The following is a 12,495-nucleotide window of genomic DNA, read 5'->3' on the forward strand; positions in this document are numbered from 1 at the left end:
CATCGTGTTTTCCATGCAGGATCCGTAGCGCCGAGGAAGGCGCGCGTCAATCGCATGATCGGACCGCGACAGCCCTGACCAGAGCCCGTGCAGCCCGCCCCGCGCCAGATCCCTCTCGGACCCTGCCGCTCAGCTTCGTGGGAGCTATTGGCGGCACCTGCACGCTCATCGGCCCTCGAGGAACATCCTCATGGGCGGGGTCCGCGTCCGCGTCTGACGCGCTGACCTGCGACGCCCTTCCCCCTTGGCATCAAGGGCCCGCCAATTGCGGGCCCTTTTCTTTCATATCCCGGCGTGCACGCCCAGCAGGGCATGATCAGGCGGGCACGATCACGCCGGGCAGCGAGTTCGTCAGCATCGTCTCGTTGGGCTGGAAGTGGATCACCGAGCGGATCGACTTGCCCGCATGCAGCAGGTCGAAAGCCGTGTTGATCTGCTCGTGGGTCATGTTGTGGGTGATGTAGGGATCGACGTCGAAGTCGCCCCGAAGCCACTCGTCCACCATGCCCGGCAGCTGGCTGCGCCCCAGCACGCCGCCAAAGGCGGACCCGCGCCAGACCCGGCCCGTGACCAGCTGGAAGGGGCGCGTGGCGATCTCTTCGCCCGCACCGGCCACCCCGATCACGGTGCACTCGCCCCAGCCCTTGTGGCAGCATTCCAGCGCCGATCGCATGACGTTCACGTTGCCGATACACTCGAAGGAATAATCGACGCCGCCATCCGTCATCTCGACGATGACATCCTGAATCGGCTGGGAAAAATCGCTCGGGCTGATGCATTCATGCGCGCCCAGTTGCTGCGCCAGCGCGAACTTGTTGGGGTTGGTGTCGATACCGATGATGCGCAAGGCACCCTGCATCTTGGCCCCTTGGATTACCGCCATGCCCACGGCACCGAGGCCGAAGACCGCGACGGTCGCGCCCGGCTCGACCTTGGCGGTGTTGCGCACCGCGCCCATGCCGGTAGGGATCGCGCAGCCCATGACCGATGCCTTGGCCAGCGGGGCCTCCTTGGAGATCTTGGCCACGGCGATCTCGGGCAGCACGGTGTATTCCGCGAAGGTCGAGGTGCCCATGTAGTGGTGGATCTTCTTGCCCTTGTAGCTGAAGCGCGAGGTCCCGTCAGGCATCACACCGGCACCCTGGGTCTTGCGGATGGTCTGGCAAAGGTTGGTCTTGCCGGACTTGATGTAGGGGCAGTTCGGGTCCTCTGGCGTGTAGAGCGGGATCACGTGGTCGCCCGGCTTGAGCGAGGTGACGCCGGCCCCCAGCTCTTCGACGATGCCCACCGCCTCGTGGCCGAGAACGGCCGGAAACAGCCCTTCGGGATCGGCGCCCGAGAGGGTGAACATGTCGGTGTGACACAGGCTGGTCGTGACGATCCGGATCAGGACTTCGCCTTCCTTTGGACCATCTAGGTCGATTTCCTCGATCTCAAGCGGGCGGTTGGCTTCCCAGGCGACGGCGGCGCGGATTTTCATCGGCTCATTCCTCTTGTTGCTGTCCGGGAGGGTGTTACACAGTAACGCTCCCCGCGCGACGGCGCAGACCCACGCCATCTGGCCAATCACCGCGCCATACTGGCCACCGCAGGATTTGAAGATGCCGACAGAGCAAGACCGGTCCGAGACTTCCGATCACATGCGCCGGGTGACGCTGATCCTCTACCCCGGCTTCAAGACACTCGAGGCCACGGGGCCGCTGAGCGTTCTTGGCTATGCCACCCAGCACCTTGCGGCGGTGGGGCGTCCCGGCGGCTACGACGTGCAGATCGCCGCACCCGAGGCCGGCCCCGTTCCCTCGGACACGCTGATGTCGATCGAGGCCAGCGTCGCCCTGCGCGATCTCGGCGTGCCGGACACCGTGATGATCGCCGGGGCCGCTCGGATCGAAGAGGCCCTCGAGCGCGAGGCGGCGCTGGTCGCCTGGTGCCGGACGAGCGGCGCCAAGGTGCCGCGCTGCGCGGCGCTTTGCACCGGGTCATTCTTTCTGGCCGAGGCCGGCCTTCTGGATGGCAAGCGCGCGGCGACGCACTGGAACTACGCGGACCGGCTCCGCCAGCGTTTTCCGCAGGTCGAGGTGGATGCCGACGCGGTCTTCGTGCGAGCGGGCCAGATCTGGACCTCGGCCGGGGTGACGGCGGCGATCGACCTGACGCTGGCGTTCGTCGAACAGGATTGCGGCCGCGACATCGCGCTCGCGGTGGCGCGCGACATGGTGATGTATCTCAAGCGGCCCGGCGGGCAGTCGCAGTTCAGCACCCTGCTGACCGGCCAGATGTCAGACCCGGCGGGGATGCGCGACGTGCTCGACTGGATGAACGCCCGGCTCGACCAGCCCCTGACGCTGGAGGAGATCGCCTCTGCGCAGGGCATGAGCGTCCGCACCCTCACCCGCGCCTTCACGGCCGAATTCGGCGCCTCGCCCATGGCCACGCTCGAGCGCCTGCGCTGCGACCGGGCAAAGGCGCTGCTGCTAGACACCGACCTTCCGCTGAAGGTTGTCGCTTTTCGCGCCGGCTTCCGCAGCGACGAGCAGATGCGCAAGACCTTCCGGCGCCGGTTCTCGCTGTCGCCGCGCGACTACCGGGCGCGCTTCGCGACTTCGGGCACGCAGGTGGAGTGAGATGCGCGCGCCCCGGGACAGCATCCGCATCCCCGGGGGCGCGGCGATCAGTGCATATAGCCGGTGCCGTCTGCCTTTTCGGGATCTTCGACCGGGTCGAGCACCAGCAACAGGCGTGTTTCTCCGGTCCCGGCGATCGGGGGCGACCGGTGCAGCAGCCCGGACAGCGGCGTTTCCGGCCAGCGCGTCCCGCGCAGGATGATCGGAGACCCGGTCGGCACAGTCAGGATCTCCGCCGGATCGGCGCCATCCTCAGAGATCCCGTATTGCGTGCCGGTCCCACGATAGGTGCAGATCAGCCGCGCACTCACCGCGTCGATATGGAACTTGCGGCAGGCGTTGCTCTGGATCACGTCGAGACGCAGCTGCAGGTGATCGCACTTCATCACATCGGCGAAAATCAGCGCCAGCGCCGAGATATCCTCGATCAGCAGGTTGCGCTCCGGGCAGTCCGGGATGCCGTGGAGGCGGGCGATCTCGAGCAGTGCATCGCACACCGCTTCGGACCGCAGGATAACGCGGGCGCGGGGCAGTTGCTCGGGCGGCAACGCGTCGATCCAGCTCTGGAACCCGCTCAACGGCGTCCGCTCCCAGACCGTGGCGGCCGTGCCGGGCTGGTGGATGGCCGACAGACCGGAGGGCCCGGAGGCGTGTTCGGTGCAGTGGTTCAGGTCTGCGGGGGTATCGAGGATCATGCGCTGGCCTCCGGCGGCTGGTAGGGAAGCGACGAGTGGTGCAGGACAATGCGCAGCGTGCCGGCCGCGTCCTTCTTGTAGCCGAAGCTCTTGTCGACCGTGGTGATCGAACCGTCCTTGTTGGTGAGCCGGATCCAGCCCATCCACATCGCGATATCACCCTGAACGAACGTCGCCGACGTGGTGTTCTCACAGGCCCGCCAGCCCATGATCGCGAAGCCGTTGTCGAGCGGGTACTCCTCGGAATGACCACAGAAATAGGCCAGAGCTCCGGCCTTAGTCGGGCGGAAGGTCTGCGCGCCGCTGGCCATGGTCGGCTTGAACAGCACCGGGCCGAGATTGTAGCCGTAATAGGCATCGATATTGGCCGAGGCGACGGCGCGTGCGGCGTCGATGCCACCCTCCTCGAAGGCCTTGGAAATGGCGATCTTGCCATTGCCCCAGGTCATGAGGGCCTGTGCGATCTCGTCTTGGGTGATGTTCATTCGGTGCTCCTTTCCTTGTCCTGTCTCGCCCGTCACGCGGCGCCGGGAATCCGCGCCTTGGCCACCAGCGCCTCTACGGCCTCTGGCTCAAGGATGAGACGCCTCAGAAGCGTTGTCTTCCCGGCCCCCAAGGGCCCCCGTCAGCAAGGTGACGGGATTGCGCATGTCATCCAACGTCATAGCGCTGCTCATCTCTGTACGCTTCGTCCATCATGGCGCCACGCGTTATGTTATACACTAACACCAAACAAGAGGGCAAACGCGACGATGAACACAGACGAGCAGTTCCAGGCACGGCAGAGCATCGAACGGGTCTTGGAAGGCACCGGGCTCGCGCCGAAACTCGGCCCAGACGGGCTCATGCCCTGCCGAACGACCGATGCCGAAAGCGGCGAGCTGCTGATGCTCGGCTGGATGAAAGCCGAGGCCTTTCGCCCGACGATCGAGACCGGCGAGGCGCAGTATTTCAGCCGCGCGCGGCAGGTTCTGTGGCACGAGGGTGCGGCCTCGGGCCTGGTGCTGAAGCTGGTCGAGGCGCGCATCGAAGACGCTCAGTTGCGCGCAAACCGCTCCCGTGGCAGACACTCTAAGTCAGATAACCACATGTATTATAAAAGACGTCGGGCTGCAGGGTGCCCCCCATCCTATTTCGACCGGACCGGCCGGGATATGAAGGCACCGAACAGCACGAGTGGTCCGGCAATGAAGAAAGCGAGCCCCGGTATCTCGGCGAAGACGGCAAATCCCAGAACCACGGCCCAGAGCACCGACAGGTATTCGAAGGGCGCCAGCGCCGAGGCATCCGCGTAGGAAAACGACAGCGTCATGAGAATCTGTGCAAGGCCCCCTGAGAGGCCGATCGCGATCAGGAGAGCAAGGCCTGTCGGACCGGGCCAAATCCAGCCCCACGGCAGCGTCGCAAGGCCGCCAAGCGCCGACACGAGCGCGAACCAGAACGCGATAGCGCCGGAGCCTTCACCAAGCAGAGTAAGCCTGCGCACCTGCACAAGCGCTCCTGCCGTCAGCGCGGCCGTCACAAGACCAAGAAACACGCCCAGACCGCCGGCGTCCGGCAAAACACCCGCGAAGGCGGGAAGGCAGAAGGCCGTCGCACCCGCAAGGCCCAGTGACACGCCTGCAATGCGCCGCGCCGTCAGCCGCTCTCCCAGAAGTGCCCATGCAAGAACTGCGAGCACGACCGGCGCAAGATAGGACAACATCGTCGCTTCAGCGAGCGGCAGGAGCCGGATCGTCGCGAACGAGGTGAACATGGCGGCGGCGCCCATCAGGCAGCGCCCGATATGCCCCATTGGGCGGGAGGTCCTGAGGCCGCGCGGCCAGTCCCCGCGCCACCACAGGTAGGCCACAAGCGGCAGCATCGCGACAGCGGACCGGAAGAACACCACCTGCCCGAGCGGCACGGTGTCTCCCAGCGCCTTCACGAAGACCCCCATCAACGCGAAGGCCAGGGTCGACAGGATACGCAGGACGACCCCGACCCTTTCATTCGAGACATCAAGCGATGTGGGCGTCTGCGGCAGGGTCATGGCTTGGCTCCTGAGCTGGGCAGAGCAACGAACGCGTCCACGCCCGCCTCTGGTGCGGGTGCATCACCCCGCGCTGAAACGGATGTGTGGTCGTCCCGCATCCGCGGATGCGTCGACATGGGCAGAGACCCGGAAGACATCCTTCAGAAGCTGTGGCGTGAGAACCTCTTCAGGTGTGCCGCAGGCGTGGATCTGTCCGTCCTGAAGCACCACGATCCGATCGCAATACATGGCAGCGAGGTTCAGGTCATGCAGGGCGATGACGCTGGTCAGGTCGAGGTCGCGCACCATGCGCAGGATCTCGATCTGGTGATGAATGTCGAGGTGGTTGGTCGGCTCGTCGAGGAACATCACCTGCGGGGCCTGCGCCAAGGCGCGCGCGATATGCACACGCTGGCGCTCCCCTCCAGACAGGGTCTGCCAGGCCTGTGTCCGGCGCGATGTCATGCCGACCCGCTGGAGCGCGTCGGTCACCGCGGCTTCGTCGCCTTCGGACCACCCCGCGAGGGCCGATCGGTGCGGCGTCCGTCCAAGCCGCACCACATCCTCCACCGAGACGTTGGTGTCGGTCGCAGCGCTTTGCTGCACGAAGGCCACGTGGCGCGACAAGGCTTTGCGCGCCACCCCGGCGATGTCCTGACCGTTGATCTCGACCCGTCCCGAGGCAGGGCGCCGCAGCCCGGCCAGAAGCCGCAGGAGCGAGGACTTGCCCGATCCGTTGGGCCCAATCAGGCCAAGGGTCTCTCCCGGGGCAACACTCAGCGACACGTCCGACACAATGATCTTGCGCCGCACGCCCCAACGCAGGTTCTCGGCAACGACGCTCATGCCTGTGGCCTCGCGCGGTAGAGGATGATGGCGAAGAAGGGCACGCCGACCAGCGCCGTGACGACCCCGATGGGCACCGTCTGCTGCGTGGCGATGATGCGCGACACGATATCGGCGACGACCATGAAGATCGCCCCGGTCAGCGCGCTTGCCGGAAGCAGCCGCAGATGCATCGGCCCCACCACGTAGCGCGCGGCATGGGGCACCACGAGGCCGACGAACCCGATCGCGCCGACCATGCTGACGATCGTCGCGGTCAGCAGCGCCGTCACCGCAAAGAGCACGAGGCGAATGCGGGCGACGGGCACCCCCAGAGAGGCGGCATCCTCATCGCCGAAGGTGAAGGCATCGAGAGACCGTGCCATCAGGATGCAGACCGCGAGCGCGAAGAGGACCACCACGAGCAGGAGCTGGAAGTCCGGCCAACGCACGCCCCCGAAGCTGCCCAGCAGCCAGAACATCACGTCGCGCGCCTGCTGGGCATTGCCAGAGGTCGTCACGATATAGGAAGTCAGCGCGTTGAACAGCTGCGAGGCCGCGACGCCCGCAAGGATCGTGTGGTTCGGCCCGCTGGTTGCGCCGTTCGACAGCAGCGCCACCAGCCCGAAGGCGGCAAAAGCCCCGGCAAAGGCGCCCAGAGACAGCGACAGGCTCCCCGCGCCGATCCCCAGAACGATGACGCAGACCGCCCCGGTCGAAGCCCCGGCCGAGACGCCGAGCACGAAGGGCTCTGCCAGCGCGTTGCGCAGCAGCGCCTGCAGGATCGCGCCGCAAAGCGCCAGCCCGGCCCCGGCCAGCGCCGCGATCAGGGCCCGGCTCAGGCGCAGGTTCCAGACCACGCTCTGCTCGATCGGAGGGATATCGGCACCGGTCAGCCCCAACTCGTTGGTGACCGACAGGAACACCGTCGTGAGCGCGATGTTGTAATCCCCGATTGCCGTCGCGCTCGCGACGGCAAAGACCAAAACGATCAGCGACAGGAACAGCAAAAGGGCGAGGCGCGCGGCCCCGCCCTTGGACAGGCTTGCCGGCATCACGGAAGATCAAGCGTCTCGAGCTGCTCGGCGATCTGCTCGGCGCCGTAGAGCGTGCGGATGCTCGGGTTCATCGCGGCGCCGCTCATGGTGACGATCCGGCCGGTCCGCACCGCCTCCATCTGGCTGACCGTCGGGTCGGAGGTCAGGAAGTCGATCTTGTTCTCGGCGGTGTCCAGATCCCAGCGGTTGCGGTCGACCTGCGTCGCGACAAAGACCGTCGGATCGGCCGCCATGATGCCTTCCCAGCCGACCGCGGGCCAGTCGGCCTCGGCCTGGATGGCATTGCGGCCCCCGAGGACGTCCGCGATATAGCCCGACGGGCCGTTGCCGCCGCCGAGATAGGCATCATCGGCGGGCGACGGGCTGGAGAACCAGAACAGGAAGGTCAGGTCCTCGTTCTCGGAGAACCGCGCGCGCAGCGCCGCTTCACGTGCCTTGAAATCCTCGATCAGCGCCTCTCCGCGATCGGCGACATCAAAGATCCGCGACAGATCGTCGATCTCCTTGTAGAGCAGGTCCATGCTCCACAGTTCGCCGCGCGACCCATAGGCGTCGCCCGCATTCAGCGTCGTCGAGCAAGCACTGGGCGACAGGTAGGTCGGGATCCCGAGTTCCTCGAAATCCGACCGCTTGGCGACCTTGCTATCGGGCCCGAGCAGTGTCGTCAGCATCGCGGCGACGAAGTCCGGCTGCTTCGACAGCACGGCTTCCAGGGTCGGGAACTCCACCGTGAGAACCTCGACCTTGTCGTTGGCCTCGGCAACGTCCGGGAGCACCGAATTCGGCCAGAAGGCGGTCGCCTTCATCTGATCCTCGAGCCCGAGCAGCAGCATGATCTCGGCACTGTTCTGACCAAGGGCCACGGCGTTCTGCGGCGCCTGCTCGAATGTCACCGTCTGGCCGCAGTTTTCAATCGTCAGCGGGTAGCTCGTCTGCGCCTGCGCCGAGGCGACCGAGAGGGTCAGCGCGGCGGCTACAGATGCAAGGGTCGAAGTGTTCAGCATGTCGGAGACCACTTTACTGAGTGTTTTTGTCGGAGATGCGTTACAGGCTTCTGGAAATGCCTGCAAGCGCATTGCCACTCAGTCTGCACCGGCGTCATGGCGCCGATGGCAGGGACAATGCGCGCCATCTTGCGCCGCGCTTTTACTGCCCAGGCAAGCCGGGCATTGCGTCGGTTCGTGAAGGTCACAGGCGACGCAGAGCGCGAGCCATCAGCTCTGCTAAGGCGCACCGCGCGCGCCATCATCCACGGACGGCGCGCTAACGCTACTGGCGCGATCAGAGCCCGGCGAAGTGGAAGGCCTTTGTCTCGAGATACTCCTCGATGCCCTCCTGCGCCCCCTCGCGCCCGAGGCCCGAAGATTTCACCCCTCCGAAAGGCGCCTCGGCGTGGCTCACGGCGCCGGTGTTGAGCCCCACCAGCCCGGCTTCGAGCGCTTCACCAAAGCGGAAGGCGCGGGCCATGTCGGTGGTGTAGAAATACGCCGCCAGTCCGAACGGGGTGCCGTTGGCGATGGCAAGGGCCTCCTCCTCGGTCTCGAAGCGAAAGATCGGCGCCACCGGACCGAAGGTCTCTTCGCTGGCCAGCCGCATCTCGGGCGTGGCTCCGGTAAGCACCATCGGATCGGCGAACTGCTCGGGCAGATCGCGCGAGGCGGTGGCGCGGGTTGCGCCTCTGGCGAGCGCATCCTCGACATGGGCGGAAATCTTCTCGATCGCGGCGGCGTTGATCATCGGGCCGATCTCGGCCCCGGCCTCGGTGCCCGCCGCAACCTTGAGCGCATCGACCCGCGCCGCCAGCACGGCGACAAAGGCGTCATGGATGCCCGACTGCACGAGGATGCGGTTGGCGCAGACGCAGGTTTGGCCGCCATTGCGGAACTTGGACGCCATCGCGCCCTCGACCGCGGCGTCGAGATCGGCGTCGTCGAACACGATGAAGGGCGCGTTTCCGCCCAGCTCGAGGCTCATCTTCTTCAGCGTTGGCGCGCATTGCTCGGCCAGCAGCGCCCCCACCCGGGTCGAGCCGGTAAAGCTCAGCTTGCGCACCACCGGCGACGCGGTCAGCGTCGCGCCGATCTCTTCCGGGCGGCCGGTGAGCACGTTGAGCACGCCCTTGGGAATGCCCGCCCGTTCGGCCAGCACGCAGAGCGCCAGCGCCGAGTAGGGGGTGAAGTCCGAGGGTTTGATCACCATGGTGCAGCCCGCGGCCAGCCCCGGGGCCACCTTGCGGGTGATCATCGCGTTGGGGAAGTTCCACGGCGTGATGATGGCGCAGACACCCACCGGCTCCTTCATCGCGAAAATCTTCTTGCCCGGCACCGGGCTCGGGATGATGTGGCCGTTGATCCGACGCGCTTCCTCGGCGAACCAGCGCATGAAGGAGGCGCCGTAGAGGATCTCGCCCTTTGCTTCGGCCAGCGGTTTGCCCTGCTCGGCGGTGAGGATCAGCGCAAGGTCGTCGGCATGGTCGAGCATGAGCTGATACCACGCCATCAGCAGGTCAGCGCGCTCGGCGTGGGTCTTCTTCTTCCAGTCGACCATCGCGGCCTCTGCCGCGGCAATGGCCTGCGTCGTCTCGTCGGCCGTGCAGTCGGGCATGTGGCCCAAAGCACCGCCGGTCGCAGGGTTGGAGACTTCCATGTCGGCACGGGCGATCCACGCGCCATCGATCAGCGCCGCTTCGCGGAACAGGTCGGGATCGGACAGGCTATCGCGGATGTCGGCGGCAAATGCGCTGTGCAGGGTCATGTCTCAGGCCTCCAGGGCGGCGATGACCGCCGCGGTGATCTCTTGCGTGCTGCTCGCGCCCGGGCGGCAGCCGAGACCCTTCGCGGTCGCCGCCTCGATGGCGGACAGGACCGCGGAAGAGGCCTCGCCCTCGCCCAGATGTTCTAGCATCTGGGCCACCGACCAGATCGCGGCGATCGGGTTGGCGATGTTCAGGCCTGCGATGTCTGGGGCCGAGCCGTGCACCGGCTCGAACATCGACGGCGCCGTGCGGTCGGGGTTGATGTTGGCCGAGGCGGCGAAGCCGAGACCGCCCTGAATGGCGGCCCCGAGATCAGTGAGGATGTCACCAAAGAGGTTCGACGCCACCACCACATCAAGATCCTGCGGCGCCATGACCATCTTGGCGGCCATGGCATCAATATGCATCTGGCTGACGGTCACGTCCGGATACTCGGCGGCCAGCTCGCGCGTCACCTCGTCCCAGAACACCATCGAGTATTTCTGCGCGTTCGATTTCGTCACGCTGGTCAGGTGCTTGCGGCGGGCGCGCGCCTGCTCGAAGCCGAAGCGCAGGATGCGCTCGACACCCACACGCGTGAAGACCGAGGTCTCGACCGCCACCTCGTTGTCCTTGCCCTCGTGCACGCGACCGCCGGCGCCGGAATACTCGCCTTCGGTGTTCTCGCGGATGCACAGGATGTCGAAGCCCTCGGCCTTGAGCGGGCCCTCGACCCCCGCCAGCAGCCGGTGCGGACGGATATTGGCGTATTGGTTGAACGCCTTGCGGATCGGCAGCAGCAGCCCGTGCAGCGACACCGAGTCCGGCACCGTCTCGGGCCAGCCCACCGCGCCGAGATAGATCGCATCGAAGCCGCGCAGGGTCTCGATCCCGTCGGCCGGCATCATGGTGCCGTGCTCGAGATAATACTCGCAGGACCACGGAAAGCGCGTGGTCTCGAAGCTGAAGCGGCCCTTGGCGGCGGCGGCAAGCACTTCCATGGCGGCATCGGTCACGTCGGTGCCAATCCCGTCGCCGGGGATCAGGGCAAGAGTGTAGGTGGTCATCGGTCAGTCCCCGTTCAAAGGTCGATCAGCACGGACTTGGTCCGGCGGTTGGCGAGAAAGGCCTCACGGCCCAGATCCTTGCCGAGTCCCGAGGCCTTCCAGCCCCCGGTCGGCAGGATGTGGTCGCGCGTGCGGCCGTAGCGATTGACCCAGACCGTGCCGGCCTCGAGCCGCCGCGTCAGGCGCAGCGCGCGGCTGAGATCGCGGGTGAAGAGCCCCGCGGCAAGGCCGTAGGTCTGGTGCGCGGCCAGCGCCATCGCCTCGTCTTCGTCCTTGAAGGTCTGGAACGTGGCGACCGGGCCGAAGATCTCCTGCGTCACGGCGGGGCTGTCCTGCGTGACGTTGGCAATCAGCGTCGGCTGGTAGAAGCTGCCCTCGCGGTCGAAGGGCGCGCCGCCGCAGAGCAGCTCGGCGCCCTGCCCCACCGCCGCCTGCACGATGCCGTCGATACGCTGCAGCTGACCGGCGGAGATGATCGGCGAGAAACCGGCCTCGGGGGCCAGCGTGTCCTCGGGACGATACTTGGCAAAGCGCGCCGCGAGACGCTCGGCCAGCGACCCGGCGATACTCTCCTCGACCAGGATGCGCGAGCCGGCAACGCAGAACTGCCCGGCATTGGGCATGATGCCCCGGTCGAGACACTCGGCCGCAAGATCGAGATCGGCATCGGCGAACACCACCATCGGGCTCTTGCCGCCAAGCTCGAGCGTCATGGGCTTGATGCCGGTCCGGGCGATGTTCTCCATGATCGCGGCGCCGGCGCGGGTCGAGCCGGTGAACGAGACCTTGTCGATCTGCGGGTGACCGGTGATCGCGGTGCCGGTGATGGGTCCGTCGCCCAGCACGATGTTGATCAGGCCGGCGGGGATGCCCGCCCGCACCGACAGTTCGGCCATGTAAAGCGTGCTGTAAGGGGTCATCTCGGAGGGCTTGAGCACCACCGCGTTGCCCGCTGCGAGCGCCGGTCCGAGCTTCCAGCCCGCCATCGACATCGGGAAGTTCCACGGCGTGATCGCGCCGATGACCCCGTAGGGCTCGTCGGCGATGAAGCCGAAGGCGCTGTCGGCGGTCGGCACGAGATCGCCGCCTTCCTTGTCGGCGAACTCGGCAAAGAAGCGGATCTGCTCGGCCGTCACCATCACATCGCCGGTTTTCGCCTGCGCCAGCGGTCTCGACGAGCAAATCGCCTCGAGATAGGCGAGGCGCTCGGCTTCGGCCTCGATCAGGTCGGCCCAGGCGTGCATGGCCCTGACCCGCTCGCGGGGGGCGATGCCGCCCCAGTTCGACGCCTCCCGCGCCGCGCGCGCCGCCTGGACCGCCTCGTCGACCAGCGCCGCGTCGGCGCGGGGAATGGCGCCGATCCGCTGCCCGGTGGAGGGCGAGATGACGTCGATCTCGGCCGGGGCGGTCACGGTGCGACCCGCGATGAAATGTCCCGTCGGAAGCGGGGCGTCGAAGCCGGGCATGGGCTACTCCTG

11 protein-coding genes and 1 pseudogene are annotated in these 12,495 nt (G+C 66.6%); 2 read left to right on the forward strand and 10 right to left on the reverse strand.

Features of this window, described 5'->3' with window-relative positions; genetic code table 11:
- Positions 1-316 precede the first annotated feature (316 nt).
- The gene (locus R2601_RS19800) at positions 317-1,480 is read right to left on the reverse strand and encodes an S-(hydroxymethyl)glutathione dehydrogenase/class III alcohol dehydrogenase (RefSeq protein ID WP_007801636.1); all 1,164 of its coding nucleotides are present in this window, start codon (positions 1,478-1,480) and stop codon (positions 317-319) included.
- Between the two features lie 121 nt (positions 1,481-1,601).
- Here R2601_RS19800 and R2601_RS19805 point away from each other — a divergent pair, with 121 nt between their 5' ends.
- Positions 1,602-2,624, forward strand: coding sequence for a GlxA family transcriptional regulator (locus R2601_RS19805; RefSeq protein WP_007801639.1), 1,023 nt, complete (start codon positions 1,602-1,604; stop codon positions 2,622-2,624).
- A 47-nt stretch (positions 2,625-2,671) separates the two neighbouring features.
- Here the strand turns inward: R2601_RS19805 and R2601_RS19810 are convergent, their stop codons facing one another.
- On the reverse strand, positions 2,672-3,319 hold the full coding sequence (locus R2601_RS19810; protein ID WP_007801641.1) for a DUF1826 domain-containing protein: 648 nt from the start codon (positions 3,317-3,319) through the stop codon (positions 2,672-2,674).
- Positions 3,316-3,804 (reverse strand): metal-independent carbonic anhydrase family protein, encoded by a 489-nt coding sequence (locus R2601_RS19815; RefSeq protein WP_007801643.1) that lies wholly within the window; start codon positions 3,802-3,804, stop codon positions 3,316-3,318. Before R2601_RS19815 ends, R2601_RS19810 begins: the two co-directional genes overlap by 4 nt.
- A gap of 414 nt (positions 3,805-4,218) precedes the next feature.
- Here R2601_RS19815 and R2601_RS27600 point away from each other — a divergent pair.
- Positions 4,219-4,338, forward strand: a pseudogene (locus tag R2601_RS27600) (phosphoribosyl-AMP cyclohydrolase); the annotation flags it as partial.
- A gap of 110 nt (positions 4,339-4,448) precedes the next feature.
- On the opposite strand, the gene R2601_RS19820 reads toward R2601_RS27600, so the two are convergent.
- From R2601_RS19820 to R2601_RS19850, 7 genes are all read right to left on the reverse strand, one after another.
- Positions 4,449-5,351: a DMT family transporter gene (locus tag R2601_RS19820; protein WP_007801649.1), complete on the reverse strand. Its 903-nt coding sequence runs from the start codon at positions 5,349-5,351 to the stop codon at positions 4,449-4,451.
- Positions 5,352-5,414: 63 nt separating this feature from the next.
- Complete coding sequence (locus R2601_RS19825; protein ID WP_007801650.1) at positions 5,415-6,179, reverse strand: ABC transporter ATP-binding protein; 765 nt, start codon at positions 6,177-6,179, stop codon at positions 5,415-5,417.
- Positions 6,176-7,213, reverse strand: a complete 1,038-nt coding sequence (locus tag R2601_RS19830) for a FecCD family ABC transporter permease (protein WP_007801651.1) — start codon at positions 7,211-7,213, stop codon at positions 6,176-6,178. Before R2601_RS19830 ends, R2601_RS19825 begins: the two co-directional genes overlap by 4 nt.
- Complete coding sequence (locus R2601_RS19835; protein ID WP_040545749.1) at positions 7,213-8,220, reverse strand: ABC transporter substrate-binding protein; 1,008 nt, start codon at positions 8,218-8,220, stop codon at positions 7,213-7,215. The genes R2601_RS19830 and R2601_RS19835 overlap by 1 nt, the downstream gene beginning before the upstream one ends.
- A 277-nt stretch (positions 8,221-8,497) precedes the next feature.
- Positions 8,498-9,970, reverse strand: coding sequence for an NAD-dependent succinate-semialdehyde dehydrogenase (locus R2601_RS19840; protein ID WP_007801653.1), 1,473 nt, complete (start codon positions 9,968-9,970; stop codon positions 8,498-8,500).
- A gap of 3 nt (positions 9,971-9,973) precedes the next feature.
- On the reverse strand, positions 9,974-11,017 hold the full coding sequence (locus tag R2601_RS19845) for a tartrate dehydrogenase (RefSeq protein WP_007801654.1): 1,044 nt from the start codon (positions 11,015-11,017) through the stop codon (positions 9,974-9,976).
- Positions 11,018-11,031: 14 nt separating this feature from the next.
- Positions 11,032-12,483 carry an aldehyde dehydrogenase family protein gene (locus tag R2601_RS19850; protein ID WP_007801655.1) on the reverse strand — a complete coding sequence of 484 codons (1,452 nt, stop codon included), beginning with the start codon at positions 12,481-12,483 and terminating at the stop codon, positions 11,032-11,034.
- Between the last annotated feature and the right edge of the window lie 12 nt (positions 12,484-12,495).

The organism is Salipiger bermudensis HTCC2601, assembly GCF_000153725.1.
Classification (GTDB): Bacteria; Pseudomonadota; Alphaproteobacteria; order Rhodobacterales; family Rhodobacteraceae; genus Salipiger; species Salipiger bermudensis.

Bases quoted from the DNA above. Each gene is read 5' to 3' on its own strand.
- R2601_RS19800 (WP_007801636.1), bottom strand. From the start codon at position 1,480: ATGAAAATCCGCGCCGCCGTCGCCTGGGAAGCCAACCGCCCGCTTGAG.
- R2601_RS19805 (WP_007801639.1), top strand. From the start codon at position 1,602: ATGCCGACAGAGCAAGACCGGTCCGAGACTTCCGATCACATGCGCCGG.
- R2601_RS19810 (WP_007801641.1), bottom strand. From the start codon at position 3,319: ATGATCCTCGATACCCCCGCAGACCTGAACCACTGCACCGAACACGCC.
- R2601_RS19815 (WP_007801643.1), bottom strand. From the start codon at position 3,804: ATGAACATCACCCAAGACGAGATCGCACAGGCCCTCATGACCTGGGGC.
- R2601_RS19820 (WP_007801649.1), bottom strand. From the start codon at position 5,351: ATGACCCTGCCGCAGACGCCCACATCGCTTGATGTCTCGAATGAAAGG.
- R2601_RS19825 (WP_007801650.1), bottom strand. From the start codon at position 6,179: ATGAGCGTCGTTGCCGAGAACCTGCGTTGGGGCGTGCGGCGCAAGATC.
- R2601_RS19830 (WP_007801651.1), bottom strand. From the start codon at position 7,213: ATGCCGGCAAGCCTGTCCAAGGGCGGGGCCGCGCGCCTCGCCCTTTTG.
- R2601_RS19835 (WP_040545749.1), bottom strand. From the start codon at position 8,220: ATGCTGAACACTTCGACCCTTGCATCTGTAGCCGCCGCGCTGACCCTC.
- R2601_RS19840 (WP_007801653.1), bottom strand. From the start codon at position 9,970: ATGACCCTGCACAGCGCATTTGCCGCCGACATCCGCGATAGCCTGTCC.
- R2601_RS19845 (WP_007801654.1), bottom strand. From the start codon at position 11,017: ATGACCACCTACACTCTTGCCCTGATCCCCGGCGACGGGATTGGCACC.
- R2601_RS19850 (WP_007801655.1), bottom strand. From the start codon at position 12,483: ATGCCCGGCTTCGACGCCCCGCTTCCGACGGGACATTTCATCGCGGGT.